This is a genomic window from Bacteroides sp. M10, assembly GCF_014334015.1.
GTDB classification, from domain to species: domain Bacteria; phylum Bacteroidota; class Bacteroidia; order Bacteroidales; family Bacteroidaceae; genus Bacteroides; species Bacteroides intestinigallinarum.
The window spans coordinates 2,514,607-2,533,644 of the sequence record NZ_CP060488.1 but is presented as its reverse complement, the minus strand read 5'-3'; the positions used below and the strand labels follow the sequence as shown (position 1 = coordinate 2,533,644).

At 41.9% G+C, this 19,038-nt stretch carries 17 protein-coding genes; 7 read left to right on the top strand and 10 right to left on the bottom strand.

The window, feature by feature from the left end:
- Nucleotides 1-35: 35 nt before the first annotated feature.
- On the top strand, nt 36-269 hold the full coding sequence (locus H8796_RS08965) for a DUF2007-related protein (protein ID WP_004299777.1): 234 nt from the start codon (nt 36-38) through the stop codon (nt 267-269).
- Here the strand turns inward: H8796_RS08965 and H8796_RS08960 are convergent.
- Nucleotides 238-1,386, bottom strand: a complete 1,149-nt coding sequence (locus H8796_RS08960) for a pyridoxal phosphate-dependent aminotransferase (RefSeq protein WP_117935533.1) — start codon at nt 1,384-1,386, stop codon at nt 238-240. The two genes, H8796_RS08965 and H8796_RS08960, sit on opposite strands and share 32 nt — an antisense overlap.
- A 105-nt stretch (nt 1,387-1,491) precedes the next feature.
- Between H8796_RS08960 and proB the strand changes: the two genes are divergently transcribed.
- The 3 genes from proB to H8796_RS08945 all read left to right on the top strand — a co-directional run bounded on the left by proB (nt 1,492) and on the right by H8796_RS08945 (nt 4,897).
- Nucleotides 1,492-2,574: a glutamate 5-kinase gene (gene proB, locus H8796_RS08955; RefSeq protein WP_117935531.1), complete on the top strand. Its 1,083-nt coding sequence runs from the start codon at nt 1,492-1,494 to the stop codon at nt 2,572-2,574.
- A gap of 76 nt (nt 2,575-2,650) precedes the next feature.
- Nucleotides 2,651-3,907, top strand: coding sequence for a glutamate-5-semialdehyde dehydrogenase (locus tag H8796_RS08950; RefSeq protein WP_117935529.1), 1,257 nt, complete (start codon nt 2,651-2,653; stop codon nt 3,905-3,907).
- A 33-nt stretch (nt 3,908-3,940) separates the two neighbouring features.
- Nucleotides 3,941-4,897, top strand: coding sequence for an acetylornithine carbamoyltransferase (locus H8796_RS08945; RefSeq protein WP_117935527.1), 957 nt, complete (start codon nt 3,941-3,943; stop codon nt 4,895-4,897).
- Nucleotides 4,898-4,931: 34 nt separating this feature from the next.
- Here the strand turns inward: H8796_RS08945 and H8796_RS08940 are convergent, their stop codons facing one another.
- The 7 genes from H8796_RS08940 to rpmH all read right to left on the bottom strand — a co-directional run bounded on the left by H8796_RS08940 (nt 4,932) and on the right by rpmH (nt 10,536).
- Nucleotides 4,932-5,324: a rhodanese-like domain-containing protein gene (locus H8796_RS08940; RefSeq protein WP_117935525.1), complete on the bottom strand. Its 393-nt coding sequence runs from the start codon at nt 5,322-5,324 to the stop codon at nt 4,932-4,934.
- A gap of 14 nt (nt 5,325-5,338) precedes the next feature.
- Nucleotides 5,339-6,037: a NigD-like protein gene (locus tag H8796_RS08935; protein WP_117935523.1), complete on the bottom strand. Its 699-nt coding sequence runs from the start codon at nt 6,035-6,037 to the stop codon at nt 5,339-5,341.
- Nucleotides 6,034-7,182, bottom strand: a complete 1,149-nt coding sequence (locus H8796_RS08930) for a 1-acyl-sn-glycerol-3-phosphate acyltransferase (protein WP_117935521.1) — start codon at nt 7,180-7,182, stop codon at nt 6,034-6,036. Before H8796_RS08930 ends, H8796_RS08935 begins: the two co-directional genes overlap by 4 nt.
- Nucleotides 7,183-7,282: 100 nt before the next feature.
- A complete protein-coding gene (locus tag H8796_RS08925) occupies nt 7,283-8,257 on the bottom strand; it encodes a D-alanine--D-alanine ligase (protein ID WP_115483784.1) in 975 nt (324 codons plus the stop codon).
- Nucleotides 8,254-9,327 (bottom strand): RluA family pseudouridine synthase, encoded by a 1,074-nt coding sequence (locus H8796_RS08920; RefSeq protein WP_117935519.1) that lies wholly within the window; start codon nt 9,325-9,327, stop codon nt 8,254-8,256. Before H8796_RS08920 ends, H8796_RS08925 begins: the two co-directional genes overlap by 4 nt.
- 26 nt (nt 9,328-9,353) lie before the next feature.
- A complete protein-coding gene (locus tag H8796_RS08915; RefSeq protein ID WP_117935598.1) occupies nt 9,354-10,007 on the bottom strand; it encodes a PASTA domain-containing protein in 654 nt (217 codons plus the stop codon).
- Nucleotides 10,008-10,377: 370 nt separating this feature from the next.
- Nucleotides 10,378-10,536 (bottom strand): 50S ribosomal protein L34, encoded by a 159-nt coding sequence (rpmH, locus tag H8796_RS08910; RefSeq protein ID WP_004299762.1) that lies wholly within the window; start codon nt 10,534-10,536, stop codon nt 10,378-10,380.
- Nucleotides 10,537-10,728: 192 nt separating this feature from the next.
- Here rpmH and efp point away from each other — a divergent pair, with 192 nt between their 5' ends.
- On the top strand, nt 10,729-11,295 hold the full coding sequence (gene efp, locus H8796_RS08905) for an elongation factor P (protein ID WP_004299761.1): 567 nt from the start codon (nt 10,729-10,731) through the stop codon (nt 11,293-11,295).
- A 71-nt stretch (nt 11,296-11,366) separates the two neighbouring features.
- Here efp and H8796_RS08900 read toward each other — a convergent pair whose 3' ends face one another.
- Both H8796_RS08900 and H8796_RS08895 read right to left on the bottom strand, forming a co-directional pair.
- Entirely contained in the window at nt 11,367-12,767 is a 1,401-nt protein-coding gene (locus H8796_RS08900) for an alkaline phosphatase (protein ID WP_117935515.1), read from the bottom strand.
- Between the two features lie 161 nt (nt 12,768-12,928).
- The gene (locus H8796_RS08895; RefSeq protein WP_004305037.1) at nt 12,929-14,524 is read right to left on the bottom strand and encodes a DUF6377 domain-containing protein; all 1,596 of its coding nucleotides are present in this window, start codon (nt 14,522-14,524) and stop codon (nt 12,929-12,931) included.
- A gap of 244 nt (nt 14,525-14,768) precedes the next feature.
- On the opposite strand from H8796_RS08895, the gene H8796_RS08890 reads away from it, so the two are divergent.
- Complete coding sequence (locus tag H8796_RS08890) at nt 14,769-16,622, top strand: glycoside hydrolase family 13 protein (RefSeq protein WP_004299758.1); 1,854 nt, start codon at nt 14,769-14,771, stop codon at nt 16,620-16,622.
- Nucleotides 16,623-16,819: 197 nt separating this feature from the next.
- Nucleotides 16,820-19,036, top strand: a complete 2,217-nt coding sequence (locus H8796_RS08885) for a glycoside hydrolase family 97 protein (protein ID WP_004299757.1) — start codon at nt 16,820-16,822, stop codon at nt 19,034-19,036.
- The last annotated feature ends 2 nt before the right edge of the window (nt 19,037-19,038 follow it).

Here is a 19,038-nt window from a genome sequence, read left to right as displayed (position 1 = left end):
ATATTTGTAGATAACAACCCCTAATAAGTAAGATCATGAAAGAAGAAGATTACAGCAAGGCAATAGAAGTATTCTCCGGATCCCCCTGGGAAGCCGAGATCATTAAAGGGTTATTAGAAAGCAACAATATCCGTTGTGTAATCAAAGATGGAATTATGGGGACATTAGCACCCTATATCGCTCCTTCCGTATCCGTCCTCGTGACAGAGGAAGAATACGAAGCAGCCACCGAGCTAATCAGAAGTCGGGACGAGAAAGGTAGCGATTGATACGGTCCAGTCCTTCTTTGATATTCTCCAATGAGTTTGCATAGGAGAAGCGTACATATCCTTCACCTCCCGTACCAAAGTCCACCCCGGGAGTAATGCCGACATGCGCATGTTCGAGTACATCGAATGCAAAGCGATAAGAGTCGGTTGTAAATTTACGTGCGTTGGCAAAAATGTAAAATGCTCCTTGAGGTTCTACTTTAATCTCAAACCCCATTTCCCGAAGACGAGTAATCATGTACCGGCGACGCTCATCATAAATCTGTTTCATCCGTTCCACATCCGAATCAGCCTGCCGCAATGCAGCAATCCCAGCCTGTTGGGCAACGCTGGACGCACAAATAAATAGATTTTGCTGCAACTTCTGCAAAGAACGCATACAAGATTTAGGTGCAATCAAATAACCCAGCCGAAGACCTGTCATCGCAAAACGTTTAGAAAATCCGTTCAGGACAAAAGCCTGATCGGTATATTCAAGAATGCTGTGCGCACGTCCTTCATAGACAAGTCCATGATAAATCTCATCTGAAATAACAGGAACTCCCAGTGCTGCCACTTCTCTCAAAAATTTTTCATCCAGCAACATTCCAGTCGGATTCATCGGAGAATTGATAAAGATAGCCGCTGTATGTGGATTCACACATTTACGAATAGCTTCTATGTCGTATTGCAGATATTCTTTAGACAAAGGAACCAAAACGGGTTTAGCCTGGGCAGCCAACACAAAATTACGGTAACAAGCGTATCCCGGATTGGAAAGAATCACTTCACTATCCGTATTACAGAGCAACATCAACGCAAGAAGAATGGATGGAGAAGAGCCGGAAGTCACCACAATGCAATCCGGATCTACCGTCACTCCATATTCCCGTAGATAAAAAGCAGCAATTTCCCGCCGGAGTTCCGGGTCTCCCAAAGAATGTGTATAGTGAGTAAGATGACGATCATAAGCCGCTTTTGCTGCTTCCGACGCACAAGACGGCACATCAAAATCGGGTTCACCAACTTCCAAATGAATAATATCAACACCTTGTTTCTGTAATTCGTTTGCCCTCTCCAACACATCCATTACGATGAAGGAGGTCATCTGTTCTACTTGTGGATTTGTATGTTTCATTGTTTATCTTTTCTCTATCTGGCTGCAAAGATAATTCTTTTTAGCCTGTTTTGGTAACATATCGGCAAAAAGCTCTATATTTGTGCTTTCAAATCGTTAGTAAGGATGAAACAGGAATTTACACGAATCGCAGTAAAAGTAGGAAGCAATGTATTGACGCGCCGCGACGGAACGCTAGACGTTACCCGTATGTCGGCACTTGTTGACCAAATAGCGGAATTACACAAGTCCGGGGTAGAAATCATTTTGATTTCTTCGGGAGCTGTTGCTTCCGGACGCAGTGAAGTGCATCCGCAGAAAAAACTCGATAGTGTAGATCAGCGCCAATTGTTTTCTGCTGTGGGTCAGGCCAAACTAATCAACCGTTACTACGAACTTTTCCGTGAGCACAATATCCCTGTCGGCCAGGTACTGACAACAAAGGAAAGTTTTGGCACTCGCCGCCATTATCTGAATCAGAAAAATTGCATGACGGTAATGCTTGAAAATAATGTCATTCCTATTGTCAACGAAAACGATACGATTTCCGTCAGCGAGCTGATGTTCACCGATAATGATGAATTGTCCGGACTCATCGCTTCCATGATGGATACGCAGGCACTCATCATCCTAAGTAATATTGACGGGATTTACGATGGTTCTCCTTCCGATCCAAACTCTTCTGTTATCCGGAAGATCGGTCACGGCAAAGACTTATCCAACTATATTCAGACAACTAAGTCCAGTTTCGGACGAGGCGGGATGTTGACGAAAACCAATATTGCCCGCAAAGTTGCTGATGAAGGAATTACAGTGATTATTGCCAACGGGAAGCGAGATAATATTCTCGTAGATTTGTTACAGCATCCAGAAGAAAGTCTTTGTACACGTTTTATACCATCAGACGAACCGGTATCCAGCATCAAAAAATGGATCGCCCATAGCGAAGGTTTTGCCAAAGGGGAAATTCACATCAATGAATGCGCTACAGAAGTTCTAAACTCTGAAAAAGCTGTCAGTATCCTCCCGATCGGAATCACGCACATTGAAGGTGAATTTGAGAAAGACGACATTGTACGTATCATGGATTTTCAAGGAAACCAAATCGGCGTCGGAAAAGTGAACTGTGATTCGAAACAGGTACAAGAAGCGATTGGCAAGCATGGAAAGAAACCGGTAGTACACTATGACTATCTATACATTGAATAATCATCAATAGAGAGTTTTATTTTCTATTTACTATATTTGCATAGTTTATCTTTCCATTTAATACAAAAAGGAGAAAATGACTACAAATTTAAACGAGACCTTTGCCGCTGTACAAGTAGCAAGTCGGGAATTAGCCCTGCTGAATGATGATGTCATCAATCAGATTTTAAATGCAGTAGCTGACGCAGCAATTGCAGAAACACCTTTCATTCTTTCAGAGAACGAAAAAGACCTCACACGGATGGACAAAAATGATCCGAAGTACGATCGGTTGAAACTGACGGAAGAACGTTTGAAAGGTATTGCTGCAGATACACGCAATGTAGCAACACTCCCCTCTCCTTTGGGTAAAGTGTTGAAAGAGAGTGTTCGTCCCAATGGGATGAAGCTGACGAAAGTCAGTGTTCCTTTCGGAGTCATAGGAATCATTTATGAAGCGCGCCCTAATGTTAGCTTTGATGTTTTCTCCCTTTGTCTGAAGAGCGGAAATGCCTGCATATTGAAAGGAGGAAGTGACGCCGATTGTTCCAACCGGGCCATTATCAATGTGATTCACAAAGTATTGAAGAAGTTCAAAATCAATCCGCACATTGTAGAATTACTTCCGGCTGATAGAGAGGCTACGGCAGCATTACTGAATGCTGTGGGCTACGTAGACTTGATTATCCCCAGAGGCAGCAGCAGTCTTATTCATTTCGTACGCGAGAATGCAAGGATTCCTGTCATTGAAACAGGGGCGGGCATCTGTCACACTTACTTTGATGAATTTGGGGATACAAACAAGGGAGCAAACATTATTCATAATGCCAAGACACGTAGAGTTAGCGTATGTAATGCATTGGACTGCACCATTATACATGAGAAGAGATTGGCCGACCTCCCTCTGCTTTGCGAGCAACTAAAAGACAGTAATGTCATTATTTATGCTGATCCGCAAGCTTACCAGGCATTGGAAGGGCACTATCCTGCCGAGCTCCTGGAACATGCAAAAGCAGAAAGCTTCGGCACGGAGTTTCTGGATTATAAAATGGCTGTCAAGACTGTAAAGAGCTTCGAAGATGCCTTAGGACATATTCAGGAAAACAGTTCTAAACATAGCGAGTGTATTGTTACCGAGAACGGGGAACGTGCAGCCTTATTCACCAGAATCGTGGACGCAGCTTGCGTATACACCAATGTGTCTACCGCTTTCACTGACGGGGCACAATTCGGATTAGGAGCCGAAATCGGCATCAGCACGCAAAAGCTACACGCACGCGGTCCGATGGGACTGGAGGAAATCACTTCTTACAAATGGGTCATTGAAGGAGATGGACAAACGAGAAGAAGTTGAAAATTGAGAATTGAGAATTAAAAAATAAATGATATGAAAAAATTTACTTGCGTACAGGACATTGGCGATTTAAAATCAGCCCTTGCAGAAGCATTCGAAATTAAGAAAGAGCGTTTCAAATATGTAGAACTGGGACGAAACAAGACTTTAATGATGATCTTCTTCAACTCTAGTTTACGTACCCGCCTTAGCACACAGAAAGCTGCCATCAATTTGGGAATGAATGTAATGGTACTGGATATCAATCAAGGTGCATGGAAATTGGAAACTGAACGTGGCGTAATCATGGATGGTGATAAACCGGAACATATATTAGAAGCCATTCCGGTTATGGGATGTTATTGTGATATCATTGGAGTACGCTCTTTTGCCCGTTTTGAAAACCGTGACTTCGACTATCAAGAAACTATTATTAATCAATTCATCCAATACTCCGGACGTCCCGTTTTTTCGATGGAAGCGGCAACACGTCACCCATTGCAGAGCTTTGCTGACCTGATTACCATCGAGGAATACAAAAAAACAGCACGTCCCAAAGTGGTTATGACCTGGGCTCCGCATCCACGTCCATTGCCACAGGCTGTCCCTAATTCCTTTGCCGAATGGATGAATGCAACGGATTACGAATTTGTTATCACTCATCCCGAAGGTTATGAGCTTGATCCGCAATTCGTAGGTAACGCAAAAGTAGAATATGACCAGATGAAGGCTTTCGAAGGAGCCGATTTCATATATGCCAAGAACTGGGCTGCTTATTCTGGCGACAACTATGGACAGATATTAAGCAAAGATCGTGATTGGACTGTCAGCGACCGCCAAATGGCAGTTACCAACAATGCTTATTTCATGCATTGTCTTCCGGTTCGTAGAAATATGATTGTGACAGACGATGTCATTGAAAGTCCGCAATCTATTGTGATTCCGGAAGCTGCCAACCGTGAAATCTCGGCTACTGTCGTTCTGAAAAGATTATTGGAAGGACTGAAATAACCAAAAAGAAATAAAGTGCTGATAAATCAGCACTTTATTTCTCTATTTCTTTATCAGCTTCTTGCCAGGAATTAAACCCTTTATCAAGCTCAAAGACTTTATAGCCTTTCTCGCTCAAAATTGCCGCAGCCTTCTTGCTTCGTTTTCCACTACGACAATATACAGCCACCGGTTTATCTTTTCGTAACAATGAATCAGCCATTGAAACAAAAGAGTCATCCATCACATTGATGTTGATCGTCTTCGTGATATGCCCCTCCGAATATTCCGCAAGCGTACGAACATCCAGACGTTGTATATCCTCATTCTGAATAAGAGAGTCAAACTCCTCTACATTCATTGATTGAAAATCACCCTTCTGCTGACAAGAGAAAAGGGAAGAGAGAAATAAAAATATTCCCACGATTAATTGATTCAATTTAAACATATACACTCCATTATTCAATTCTGTCCCGGAGTATAGTCAAACCCGGGATCACAGTACTTATCATCTATCGTAGAGCCATCCTTATCGTATGTATAATATTTAAATTTAATCTTTATCGTCCGACCCGGATGCTCCTCATCTATATATTGCGCCAAAGGAACAGAAATGTAAGCACGCCGATTATAGTATTCTCCATCACTGTTCGCATCATGGTATAACAACATATTCACAATGCCATTTGTTTTAAGTTCGGACACATCTTCCACTATACCGAAAACATGTCCCTTGCCCGTACTGACCTTAAGATTCAAAATCATATTCAGATAATCCCTTCCGAGCCAGATACTGACCATCTCTACCGGATCCAGCTTTATACCGTCCTTGTAAACCGGATCATCTTCCGGTTTAGGTACCGGCGTTATGAGCGATTGCAAAGAATATATAGTAGCGGTGTTCTCACCGGAAAGCACCTCATAGTTACTCATTACACGTCGGGAAGTGTTTGGAGAGATAGTAGAACCCGTACGGTCTTCCGAAACTGTCAAGACTTCTCCCTTATCAGGAATAAGCGTTTGTATGCGACCGTCTTCTCCGGCCTCTACAGTCACAAATTCCAGTTTCACCGAAGGATAATAATAGTCATCATCTCCACAGGCAGTCATCAGGAAAAGCAATCCCCACAACCAAACAACATGTAATTTTCTTCTTTTCATCGGCAAGCTGCTAAATAATTAACTAACGGATTGGAATACATTAATAACAACTTCTCACGCAAAAAGTCTTCATCCTTATTCTGAATCTTGATCTTTGCCAATTGTTGTTCAATATAGTTCATAAACTGCAGTTTCTCTTCTTCCGTGTAATTGGACGCGAATTCCGTTGTGCCATTCAGCCAATCATACGCCACATAATTTCCCGGATATATCCGGTAATTACGATGAATGCGGCGATCAAGACAGGCAGAAATACGGGAAAACAAATCCGGTTTCGGCAACGAACGGTCCAAGCCTTGCAAGTCATCATTCAAACAAGAAGCAACCTGAAAATGTACCCTGCCTTTATATCCGAAAAGACCTGTCTGCATATTAATCAAATCGTCCTGTGTCGTCTTTTTATATCCTTCGATGTCTCTCTTCAGCTGAAACTCTTGCGCTTTCAGAAAATCACACGGATCATATTCGTATGAAATAGCAAGCGGAGCAATATTCATTTCCATCAGGCGGTCTATCAAATCGCCTTCACCTCCCATTGCCAACATTTTCAATACACTGTCTTGTGTACGGTCATTCGAATCTTTTGCACGTCCTTCACGCTGCGCAATCCAAATAGACTGATTCTTCTCTGAAATGGTGTAATGCATATAACGGGACATACGCGCTGAAGATTCCAACATTTGCCGCATGGTCAACGCCCGCTGTACAATAAATGATTTATTGACACGCACCAGTTTCTTAATCCAGGGATAAATAAGCAAATTGTCGCCAATCGCAATTTCTACCGTATCCATTCCCTGGTCAATCAATAAAATAGAGAGAAAGCCCGAATCAAGAATAATATCTCTATGATTCGATATATACGTATAAGCTTTGCTTTTATCCGGTATGGCGGTATGATCCAGTGTCAGTCCGGCAGTATGATCTGCCGCTATCTTCCACAAAATGCCATAGCAAAATGCCTCCTGAAAATCAAGCTTAGTCTTACAGGCACGCATTTTTTGCGCCAGAAGTTCAAATGGAACGTTCGGTATAGCACCGGTAGCAGCTTTCTGAAAAGCCGGATCGGCAATCAGTTCCTCAAAGATTTGAGGAAGTTCCTCATCATTGTAAGGACGAATTTCATTAAACTCTGTCAGATCCATAAGTCTCAAGTATTATGTGCTCAAGTATTAAGTAATAAGTATAAAGTATTAGACTGCGTACAAACCGCATGGTTAATACTTTATACTTGATACTTAATACTTAAAACTTGTTTTCAATAATATCAGTCATCACATCCTTTATATCCAGTCCGGCTGCACGCACTTGCTGGGGAATAAAACTGGTAGTAGTCATTCCCGGAGTAGTGTTGACTTCGAGAAGATTCAGTTTTTCACCGGCAGTTATAATGTAATCTACACGGATAATGCCGGAACAACCTAATATATCATAGATAGCTGAAGTCAGCATCTGTACGCGTTTGGTCAATTCATCCGAAATACGCGCAGGAGTGATTTCATCTACCTGTCCATTATATTTAGCATCATAATCAAAGAACTCATTGTGCGTCACTACTTCCGTAGGTGGAAAGATGACCGACTTCTCTTTTGTCTTATAACAGCCGCAAGTCAGTTCCGTTCCGTCCATAAACGCTTCAACAATCACCTCTTCCGCTTCTCCGAAAGCTTTAACAATGGCCGGTTGTATTTGTTCTTTTGTCTTCACTTTCGTAACTCCGAAACTCGAACCTCCCAGACTAGGCTTGATAAAACAAGGCAGGCCAATCTTTTCCACTACTTCCTCGTCAGAAACCGATTGTCCCCGGCGCAACAACAATGATTCGGCAATGCGCACTCCAAAAGCCTTCAGATATTGATTGCAGGTAAACTTGTCATAAGTAATGGCAGCCGCCAACACTCCACAACAGGAATACGGAATACGCATCATATCAAAATAGCCTTGCAGCCTGCCATCCTCACCCGGCGTACCGTGGATGGTGATATAAGCAAAGTCGAACACAACCTTTTCCGTTCCGTTCGTAAAACTAAAGTCGTTTCTATCCACCGGCACTTTGTTTCCGTCCGGTAATTGTACTTCCCAGCGACGGCCTTCCATCTCCACGATATACAAATTATACTTTTCCTTATCAATAAAGGAATAAATACCCTGTGCGCTACGCAGGGAAACTACGATTTCAGAGGTATCTCCTCCTGCTACGATAGCGATGTTGCGTTTCATTCTAATTCTCTATTACTTATATAGCCTCTCCACTTCTCGATAAGCCGGGTCATGTCATCCGGAAGTTCGGAAGTAAAATACATCTCTTCACCTGTGACGGGATGCACAAACCCCAACGTCATAGCATGCAAAGCCTGTCGGGGACAAGTGTCAAAGCAATTATTTACAAACTGTTTGTATTTACTAAAATGGGTTCCTTTCAGTATCTCATGACCGCCATAGCGTTCGTCATTGAACAACACATGACCGATATGTTTCATGTGGACACGAATCTGATGAGTACGTCCTGTCTCAAGTATACATTCCACAAGGGTTACGTATCCCAGTCTTTCCAGTACGCGGTAGTGTGTAACGGCATGTTTGCCCACTGTCGGATCGGACATCACCGCCATTTGCATCCGGTCTCTCGGATTACGGGCAATATTACCGACAATCGTTCCTTCATCCTGTTCCACAACACCCCACACCAAAGCACGATATTTGCGTTTGGTAGTCTTATTAAAAAATTGAATTCCCAGATTTGTTTTGGCATCCGGTGTCTTGGCAATCACCAGTAAGCCTGAAGTATCTTTATCGATGCGATGAACAAGTCCCACGTGCGGGTCATTGGCATCATAATCCGGTATATCCTTCATGTGCCAGGCCAGCGCATTGACCAGCGTGCCGTGATAGTTTCCGTGTCCCGGATGCACGACCAATCCCGCCGGTTTATTCACAACCATCAGATAAGGGTCTTCATAAACGATAGTAAGGGGAATATTTTCAGGAATAATTTCATTTTCATAACGGGGACGGTCCATCATCACCGTAATGACATCCAGCGGTTTCACTTTGTAGCTACTCTTCACCGGTTTGCCATTGGCCATAACGAATCCGTCTTCGGCAGCCTTCTGAATACGGTTGCGCGAAGCATTGACAATACGTTCGAACAGATATTTGTCGACTCTGACCATCGCCTGTCCCTTGTCTACAACCACGCGGAAGTGTTCGTAAAGCTGGGATTCGTCACCGACAGGTTCTATATCATCCAAATCATTCTCCAGTTCATCCGGAAGTTCTTCCTCTATCATGCGAGTCCGTTTCTGTTATTTATCTATTAAAACCAACTATCATCTTGAGCAGGTGATGATTCCGACGTAACCGGTTTCTCCGTATCCACGGAAACATCGACCGAGTCCTCTTCTTCCGACATGTCACCGGAGCCGTCTCCCACCATCAATGTCAAAGAAGCTCCCAAAGGAATCTTTTCTCCGGCAGCCAACTGACGTCCCTGATACTTCACGCCGTACACCCAGTCTTTCTCACCATTTACCAATTGAATCTGATTCAGTTTAAAACCGGCATTCAGTAACTTGGCCTGTGCCTGGCGGAGCGAGCTGTTGTCCGCCACATCGGGAATGGCACGTAAAGGGACATCCAGCGTATTGACTGTCAGGTATACTGTACGTCCTTCCTTCACTTTTTCACCGGCTCCCGGTTTCAGTTCAAGAATGATACCCGCTGCTTTATCTTTGACATATTTGGTATCAGAAATCACATATACCAAACCGTGATTCTGAAACATCTTCGTAGCTTCTTCCACTGTCATTCCCTTTACATCGGGAACTACCACGCTTTCACCATGATGTGTATGTATATCAAGCCATTTCAACACACCAAATATCATCACTACCATCACCACAATCATGGCGATAATATTCACCCAGAAATATTTATTGGTTTTAAAAGAAAAGAATTCTTTAATAGTCATACGCATTGCTGTTAATATGCGCCAAAGATACGACAAAATAGTTGAACTTTTAAAAAGTAGGCGATGAAAAATGTCCCTACCTATTATGCAAAGACGCTTATCATCGCCAGAATTGCTGCAACTATAATCCCCACTCCTATAGATTTCAACAACCTTATTATAATGATACGGGTTTTCAAGTCCCGGATATACTCTACCATCGCGTATGTTCGTTTATGAGTTTTATTTAATCTCACAAAGAAAAGCAAAAAGTCATAAATAAGAGCAAACAATACCGCTTTTTAACATACTATCCCCTTGAAAAACAGAGAAACAAAAAAGGCGAAGATTAAATTCTCCGCCTTTTTTGTTTCCTGATGACAAGTGATTATCACTTTTGTCCGTTGTACTCATCAGAAACAGTCAGTTTCTTTCTGCCTTTCGCACGACGAGCAGCTAATACTCTACGACCATTAGCCGATGCCATTCTCTCACGGAAACCGTGTTTGTTCTTTCTCTTTCTGTTAGAGGGTTGAAATGTTCTTTTCATTACTGTATCTTGTTTTTATGTTATTATTCTACGTAATCGGGCTGCAAAAATAGGCACTTTTTTTAAATTAACCAAGAGATAACTCATTTTTGCTCAAAAGTTTTTGTGTTTTTTACCGATTTAGATTACTTTTGCAGTCGAATTCCTGCGAAAACAATTAAATAACAATAATATAATAAGAAAAATAGCAGTATGATTAATGCTCAAGACATCAAAAACGGAACTTGTATCCGTATGGACGGAAAGCTCTATTTCTGTGTAGAATTCCTGCATGTAAAACCAGGTAAAGGTAACACTTTTATGCGTACTAAACTGAAAGATGTAGTTAGCGGATACGTTCTCGAACGCCGTTTCAACATCGGTGAAAAGTTGGAAGATGTACGTGTAGAACGTCGTCCATACCAATTTTTGTATAAAGAAGGAGAAGATTATATCTTTATGAACCAGGAAACATTCGATCAACATCCTATCGCTCACGATCTGATTAATGGTGTTGACTTCCTGCTCGAAGGTTCAGTATTGGAAGTTGTTTCTGATGCTTCTACTGAAACTGTACTTTATGCAGACATGCCGATCAAGGTTCAGATGAAGGTGACTTACACAGAACCGGGTATGAAAGGCGATACAGCTACTAACACACTGAAACCTGCAACTGTGGAATCAGGTGCAACAGTACGTGTTCCTTTGTTCATCAGCGAGGGTGAAACAATCGAAATCGATACTCGTGACGGTTCTTACGTAGGACGTGTGAAAGCATAATTTGCAAGAACATATAAAAATAGCCGGAAGTCCTTGGACTCCCGGCTATTTTTTATATTCATACAGTTCTATTATTTATATCCTGCAGCTTTCGCAATTCTTTTAGGAATTTCTGTATTATCAATCTTCTCACCAAACAGTTGAGAACCTGCACCAATAGCAAATACAGGAACATAACCAGCAGAGTGTCCGCCACTTACCCATCCTATCATAGCTATTTCATCCATCACTTCTTTCGCACGTGCAGCCATCGGCTCGCTCTTAGAATACAGACTTTCAGCAAATACAACTTTATTCTTCACGAATGATTTCTCAAACTCATCACGCAACGTTTTTTCCTGTTCCCAAGAAATAGGAAATTGTTTCCAGAAGCCCATTTCTTCGCCGAGGAATGTTTTCATGTCCTCCCAAGTGACTTTATTGCCTTTTGATTTTCTCAATTCACTGATACGTTGTGAAAGTCCGTCAGCAGAATGTTTCTGATATTGCAATGCTTTCAGGTTCAACGCATATTTTCCCGTACCGAGCACGATACCACCTGTTTCATGGTCTGCGGTAATCACAATCAGCGTTTCTTTCGGATGTTTCTTATAGAATTCATAAGCTACTTTGATGGCATTATCCATGTCTTTCACTTCGTTGAACACAGTAGCGGCGTCATTAGCGTGGCATGCCCAGTCTATTTTACCTCCTTCTACCATCAGGAAAAAGCCTTTATTATTGCCTTTAGTAAGAAAGTCAATAGCACTTTCCGTAATTTGTGCTAATGTCAAATCATTCTCTTTGCGGTCAATAGCATAAGGCAGACAAGAAGGATTGGCTCCCTCTTCCTGAATCAAGATCATCTTTTCTGCTTTTGCAGCTTTTGCCTTATAGTCATTGTAACCACGTGCTACTGTATATCCTGCCTCTTCAAAAATAGGGAAAATGCTCGGAGCTTCTTTCTTGTCATAAGTGGTGGTAGGTTTCAAGAAACCACCGCCTGCATAAAAATCGAAATTGGCTTTCGGCAAATCAAGAGCAATTTCATAATTCATATTACGATCGGGTTGATGTGCATAAAATGCGGCAGGAGTAGCATGATCCACACTGACAGAAGTCGTTACGCCCACCTTTTTTCCTGCTTTCTTTGCTTTTTCTGCGACAGTCTGAATAGCATTTTTATCTTCTCCTACAGAAATAGCGCCATTATAAGTTTTCTTTCCTGTTGCCAATGCAGTACCTGCAGCTGCAGAGTCTGTTACTGAATTTTTAGCAGAGAAAGTGGTTGCTACGGTAGCAACCGGAAATTGAGTAAATAACAAAGGCTCGACTCCAATACGACCATTTTGAATTTCCGCCTGATACATCTCCGTACCATTTACTTGATTGACTCCCATTCCATCTCCGATGAAATAGAATACGTACTTTGCCTGCCCGTTGGCTACAACGGAGATAAGGACAAAGAACAGTGTGTAGACTAACTTTTTCATTTTCTAGTATATTTATTTTAGATTAGTTGTCTACAAAGGTAGAAAAAAAAGAGAGATGCACAGTGGATTATTGAACACTAAAAGTAGATATTTGCTTTATACACAAGCATTATTGGCTCGTATATTACGAAGTAATAACATATTGCTATCTGTGAATAACATTATAGGTTCATTACATTCTGCTCGAACATATCTTTATCTCCGGCAGCTTTATTACGCATCCGGCTACGATAATTATAGATAGTTGCCAAAGAATAACCGAGAAAATGAGCAATCTTGTTACTGTCTACTACTCCCAGACGGATAAGGGCAAAGATACGAAGTTCTGTTGTCAGAAGTTCATCGGATTTAGGATACACTCTTCCTTCTTCTACCAGCAAATTATTGAAAGCTGAAATAAAGTTCGGGAAAAGTTTCAGAAAAGACCTGTCGAACTCATTATAGAATTCATCCCGCTCATCCCGGATAAACTGTTCGGACTTGATAGCTTTAAACAAATCTTCGATACGCGATGCCATTGCCAATTTTGCCAATGAACGACGATAAGTTTCCAGTTTGTCGAGATAGTTGACACATCTGTCCAGATAGCGGGCGATATAGACTTCTTTTATTTTTCCGGTTTGCTCCAGTTCCGCGTTGACCGCAGACATTTGTTTGTTAGCCAGACTAAGATTCCGCCGCATAACAGACAACTTCTTCATCCAACGATATAGATAGAAAATAGCAATCAGAAGAAACAAAGACAACAAACTGACACTAATCAACATAGCGCGGGAAACGGCACGTTCTTTTTCTTCTTTTAATTTATACGCCTTGTCGATAATCGGAAAAAACTCCGTCACCTCAATAAACCGCAAACGGGCATTACACGCCACAGCATCTTCCATCGAGCAACTCAAGTATTTGTAGGCACGGTCAATATCTCCTGATTCATACATCAGATGCGCGAGTTTCTGCAATGAAGCATACTCCCTCACCGGAGTTTCCAGATCCGCAATGGCAGTCAGAATCAGATAGTAAACTTCTTTTTCGATATCTTTCTTCATACTATAAGCTTCGGAAAGAGTATAATAAATATATACTTTCTGACGTTCATCCTGAATTTCTTTCAAAGCATTGTTCAGCATATCCACAGCGACATCGGCTTTCCCGTTCATTATGCATTTTTCGGCTAAAACAATCGTTTTGTTTGCCTCTGGAGGCATCGCAGCAATAATGGAATCTCTATATAAATCGGTTTTCTTCAAATACTTTTCTTTTTCATTCTTATTGGTCGTATAATCTGCTAACCACCCGTAGCAGGCACGATACGTCTGATAATAAGATAACCGAGTCCACTCATTCAATTTTTTAGGATCAATCCTCTCCAACTGTTCAATGGCTTCTATATACATTCCCATTACTCCCATTACCGTAGCACGATTAATGATGATCTCATACTCCAATTCCGGGCGGTTCAACAATGGAAGGATTTCCATCTCACGGTTAATATAATATAAGGACGAGTCTGCCTGATAATGCAAATAAGCACCAAAAAGAGAGGCATATAATTCATATTTTCGAACAGGATCAGTAGAATGGGCAAGTTCTAATTTCAAGTTATTAATCTCTTTCTCTTTCCGAATCTGGAAAGTCTCTTTCTTGCTTATAACTTCATCCAGCTTTTTAAGAGCAGCCGCATTATCCGTATGCATTGCACACAACGAAAAAGGAAAGAGCAAAAGAAGAAATAGCATATAAAGGGTTAGATTTTTCATAAGGTTCCTTTTTAAAGATGTTACAAATATAAGAAATATAGTAATGAAAACGAAAAATATGGGTATAACTATTTTCATTTTCACTTGTATTTTTCGGCATAAGGTATTAGAATATCCAACTAATTATCAGCAACATAGTCAGATAACAGGTTTATATTTCCATTCTAATCTCACAAAGGTGCACAGCATCCCCCTACATTTGCATCATCGGTTCTCCGAGCAAACAGTTAAAAATCTAGCTACCATGAAACGAAATTTGTTATTTGCTATTTTACTATTACTTCTATCGGGTTATCATCAAGCATTCGCCGCAACCAATATAAAGAAAGTGGCTCCTACCTTTTGGTGGGCAGGAATGAAGAATCCCGAACTACAAATACTTCTATACGGCGATGGCATATCATCCGCAGAGGTAAGTATTTCTTCTAATGACATCACCCTGCAGGACGTGGTGAAACAGGAAAATCCTAATTATCTGATCTTATATTTAGATCTTTCAAAAGCTATCCCTCAGCACTTCGACATTCTCCTGAAACAAGGTAAAAAACAGACTAAAATACCATACGAACTTAAACAGCGCAAAGAGAATGCTTCAGCAGTAGAAGGCTTCAACTCCAGTGATGTACTTTATCTCATTATGCCGGACCGCTTTGCCAACGGCAACCCCTCCAATGATATAATTCCCGGAATGTTGGAAGCAAACATAGACCGCAACGAACCTTTCGCCCGTCATGGCGGTGATTTAAAAGGAATAGAGAAACATTTGGATTATATTGCAGACCTCGGAGTTACGAGTATATGGCTTAACCCGATTCAGGAAAATGACATGAAGGAAGGCTCTTATCATGGATATGCCATCACCGATTACTATCAAGTAGACCGTCGCCTCGGAAGCAATGAAGAGTTTCGCAATCTCGTAAAAGAAGCCAATGCTAAAGGGCTAAAGGTAGTCATGGACATGATCTTCAACCATTGCGGTTCGAACAATTATCTATTCAAAGACATGCCTGCCAAAGATTGGTTCAACTTTGAGGGAAACTACATGCAGACCAGTTTCAAAACTGCCACCCAAATGGACCCTTATACTTCCGATTATGATAAAAAGCTGGCCATTGACGGTTGGTTCACACTGACTATGCCGGACTTCAACCAACGAAACCGTCACGTAGCCACTTACCTGATACAGAGTAGTATCTGGTGGATAGAATATGCGGGTATCAACGGAATCCGCCAGGATACACATCCTTACGCCGACTTTGAAATGATGGCGCATTGGTGCAAAGCGGTCAATGATGAATATCCTTCATTCAACATTGTCGGTGAGACATGGCTGGGCAGCAATGTACTGATCTCCTACTGGCAGAAAGACAGTAAACTTGCTTATCCGAAAAACAGTTATCTTCCTACTGTCATGGATTTCCCACTGATGGAAGAAATAAATAAAGCTTTCGACGAAGAAACCACCGAATGGAACGGAGGACTTTTCAGACTCTACGAATACCTCTCACAGGATATTGTCTACGCCGATCCAATGAGTCTGCTGACCTTCCTCGATAATCACGATACTTCCCGTTTCTACCGTTCGGAGGAAGATACCAAGAACCTGAACCGATATAAACAAGCCTTGACATTCTTACTGACTACCCGTGGAATTCCACAAATATATTATGGAACTGAAATCCTGATGGCAGCCGACAAAGCAAATGGAGACGGATTACTCCGATGTGACTTTCCGGGAGGTTGGCAGAATGACGCCAAAAACTGTTTTGAAGCAACCAACCGTACTCCGCAACAAAATGAAGCCTTCTCTTTTATGCAAAAACTGCTCCAATGGAGAAAAGGAAATGAAGTCATCGCCAAAGGCAAACTAAAACATTTCGCACCCAATAAAGGCATTTATGTTTATGAACGCAAATACGGTAACCAATCAGTCGTTGTCTTTCTGAATGGAAACGACCGGGAACAGACTATTGACTTACATCCTTATCAGGAAATACTCTCCACCTCGTCTGCTCATGATTTGCTCACAGACAAAAAGATTGAATTAAGAAATGAATTAACACTTCCAAGCCGTGGGATATACCTTTTAGCCTTCTAAGCAAGTTCACTACGACTTATATTTATCCAATGAAATCAGATAGATAAACAATTATAAAACAAGATACTAGCATTTATACAAACTTGTATTTTTATTCTAATCAAGCAAAAAAGTGAAGGTGGTTGCTACATTTGCAATATCCGAAACAAACAGGAATAGAAATATCGGTTAGCTTACAATTTAATACCATAAATAGAATGAAAAAGAAAAAGTTTTTTTCGATCATCGCATTCCTTTGCATCTCATTCATTGCGAATGCACAACAGAAACTGACCTCACCGGATGGCAATCTGGTTCTGACCTTTCAGGTTAACAAAGAAGGCGCACCAACCTACGACTTGACTTACAAAGGCAAGGTGGTAATTAAGCCGAGCACTCTCGGACTGGAATTGAAAAAAGAAGATAATACCAGAACCGACTTTGACTGGGTAGACCGCAGAGACCTCACCAAGCTCGATTCTAAATCCAATCTTTATAATGGCTTCAAGCTGAAAGATGCGCAAACGACTACCTTTGACGAAACCTGGCAACCAGTCTGGGGAGAAGAAAAGGAAATCCGCAATCAGTATAACGAACTGGCAGTCATTCTGTTTCAGCCAATGAACGACCGTTCCATCGTTGTTCGCTTCCGCCTGTTCAATGATGGTTTGGGATTCCGTTATGAATTTCCGCAACAGAAATCACTGAACTACTTCGTTATCAAGGAAGAACATTCCCAATTTGCCATGGCAGGCAACCATATCGCATACTGGATACCGGGCGATTACGACACTCAAGAGTACGACTACACCATCTCCCGTCTATCGGAAATCAGAGGTTTGATGCAACAGGCGATCACTCCAAATTCTTCTCAAACCCCATTTTCACCGACAGGTGTACAGACGGCACTGATGATGAAAACAGATGATGGTTTATACATCAATCTGCACGAAGCCGCTTTGATTGATTATTCTTGTATGCACCTCAATCTGGACGACAAAAACATGATATTCGAATCCTGGCTGACACCAGATGCAAAAGGGGATAAAGGTTACATGCAGACTCCGTGCAACTCTCCGTGGCGTACGATCATCGTCAGTGATGATGCACGTAACATTCTCGCCTCCCGCATCACCCTCAACCTGAACGAACCTTGTAAGATTGCAGACGCCGCCTCCTGGATTAAACCGGTGAAATATATAGGCGTATGGTGGGACATGATTACCGGAAAAGGTTCCTGGGCTTATACAGATGAACTGACCAGCGTGAAACTTGGCGTTACAGACTACTCCAAAACCAAACCGAACGGCAAACATTCTGCCAATACAGCTAACGTGAAACGTTACATCGACTTTGCCGCAGCCAACGGATTTGATGCAGTGCTGGTAGAAGGTTGGAATGAAGGATGGGAAGACTGGTTCGGCAACAGCAAAGACTATGTATTTGACTTCCTGACTGCATATCCTGATTTCGACGTACAGGAAATCCATCGTTATGCTGCAAGCAAAGGAATTAAAATGATGATGCACCATGAGACTTCTGCATCTGTTCGCAACTACGAACGTCACCTGGATAAAGCTTACCAATTCATGGTAGACAATGGATATAACTCGGTTAAAAGCGGTTATGTGGGTAATATCATTCCACGCGGAGAACATCATTACGGTCAATGGATGAATAATCATTACTTGTATGCCGTGAAAAAAGCCGCCGATTATAAAATCATGGTCAATGCACACGAAGCAACCCGTCCAACCGGTATCTGCCGTACATATCCCAATCTGATCGGTAATGAATCCGCACGTGGAACAGAATATGAATCATTTGGAGGAAATAAAGTATACCACACGACGATTCTGCCTTTCACACGCCTGGTCGGTGGTCCGATGGATTACACTCCCGGCATCTTCGAGACTCACTGTAACCAGATGAATCCGGCAAACAACTCCCAGGTACGTTCAACCATTGCACGCCAACTGGCATTGTATGTCACCATGTATAGCCCTTTGCAGATGGCTGCCGATATTCCGGAAAACTACGAACGCTTTATGGATGCTTTCCAGTTTATCAAAGACGTCGCTCTCGACTGGGACAAAACAATCTATCTGGAAGCAGAACCGGGAGAATACATCACAATTGCCCGCAAAGCAAAAGGAACGGACGACTGGTACATAGGCTGCACAGCCGGTGAAAACGGCCACGACTCCCAATTAACGTTCGATTTCCTGGAACCGGGAAAACAATACGTCGCTACCGTATACGCAGATGCCAAAGATGCCGACTGGAAAGATAACCCGCAGGCATACACCATCAAAAAAGGTATCTTGAATAATAAAAGCAAACTGAATCTGCACGCTGCCAATGGCGGTGGATACGCAATCAGTATCAAAGAGGTGAAAAACAAATCAGAGGTTAAGGGATTGAAAAGACTATAAAT

Coding starts and splice junctions, on each gene's coding strand:
- H8796_RS08965 (WP_004299777.1), top strand. CDS start 36: ATGAAAGAAGAAGATTACAGCAAGGCAATAGAAGTATTCTCCGGATCC.
- H8796_RS08960 (WP_117935533.1), bottom strand. CDS start 1,386: ATGAAACATACAAATCCACAAGTAGAACAGATGACCTCCTTCATCGTA.
- proB (WP_117935531.1), top strand. CDS start 1,492: ATGAAACAGGAATTTACACGAATCGCAGTAAAAGTAGGAAGCAATGTA.
- H8796_RS08950 (WP_117935529.1), top strand. CDS start 2,651: ATGACTACAAATTTAAACGAGACCTTTGCCGCTGTACAAGTAGCAAGT.
- H8796_RS08945 (WP_117935527.1), top strand. CDS start 3,941: ATGAAAAAATTTACTTGCGTACAGGACATTGGCGATTTAAAATCAGCC.
- H8796_RS08940 (WP_117935525.1), bottom strand. CDS start 5,324: ATGTTTAAATTGAATCAATTAATCGTGGGAATATTTTTATTTCTCTCT.
- H8796_RS08935 (WP_117935523.1), bottom strand. CDS start 6,037: ATGAAAAGAAGAAAATTACATGTTGTTTGGTTGTGGGGATTGCTTTTC.
- H8796_RS08930 (WP_117935521.1), bottom strand. CDS start 7,182: ATGGATCTGACAGAGTTTAATGAAATTCGTCCTTACAATGATGAGGAA.
- H8796_RS08925 (WP_115483784.1), bottom strand. CDS start 8,257: ATGAAACGCAACATCGCTATCGTAGCAGGAGGAGATACCTCTGAAATC.
- H8796_RS08920 (WP_117935519.1), bottom strand. CDS start 9,327: ATGATAGAGGAAGAACTTCCGGATGAACTGGAGAATGATTTGGATGAT.
- H8796_RS08915 (WP_117935598.1), bottom strand. CDS start 10,007: ATGACTATTAAAGAATTCTTTTCTTTTAAAACCAATAAATATTTCTGG.
- rpmH (WP_004299762.1), bottom strand. CDS start 10,536: ATGAAAAGAACATTTCAACCCTCTAACAGAAAGAGAAAGAACAAACAC.
- efp (WP_004299761.1), top strand. CDS start 10,729: ATGATTAATGCTCAAGACATCAAAAACGGAACTTGTATCCGTATGGAC.
- H8796_RS08900 (WP_117935515.1), bottom strand. CDS start 12,767: ATGAAAAAGTTAGTCTACACACTGTTCTTTGTCCTTATCTCCGTTGTA.
- H8796_RS08895 (WP_004305037.1), bottom strand. CDS start 14,524: ATGAAAAATCTAACCCTTTATATGCTATTTCTTCTTTTGCTCTTTCCT.
- H8796_RS08890 (WP_004299758.1), top strand. CDS start 14,769: ATGAAACGAAATTTGTTATTTGCTATTTTACTATTACTTCTATCGGGT.
- H8796_RS08885 (WP_004299757.1), top strand. CDS start 16,820: ATGAAAAAGAAAAAGTTTTTTTCGATCATCGCATTCCTTTGCATCTCA.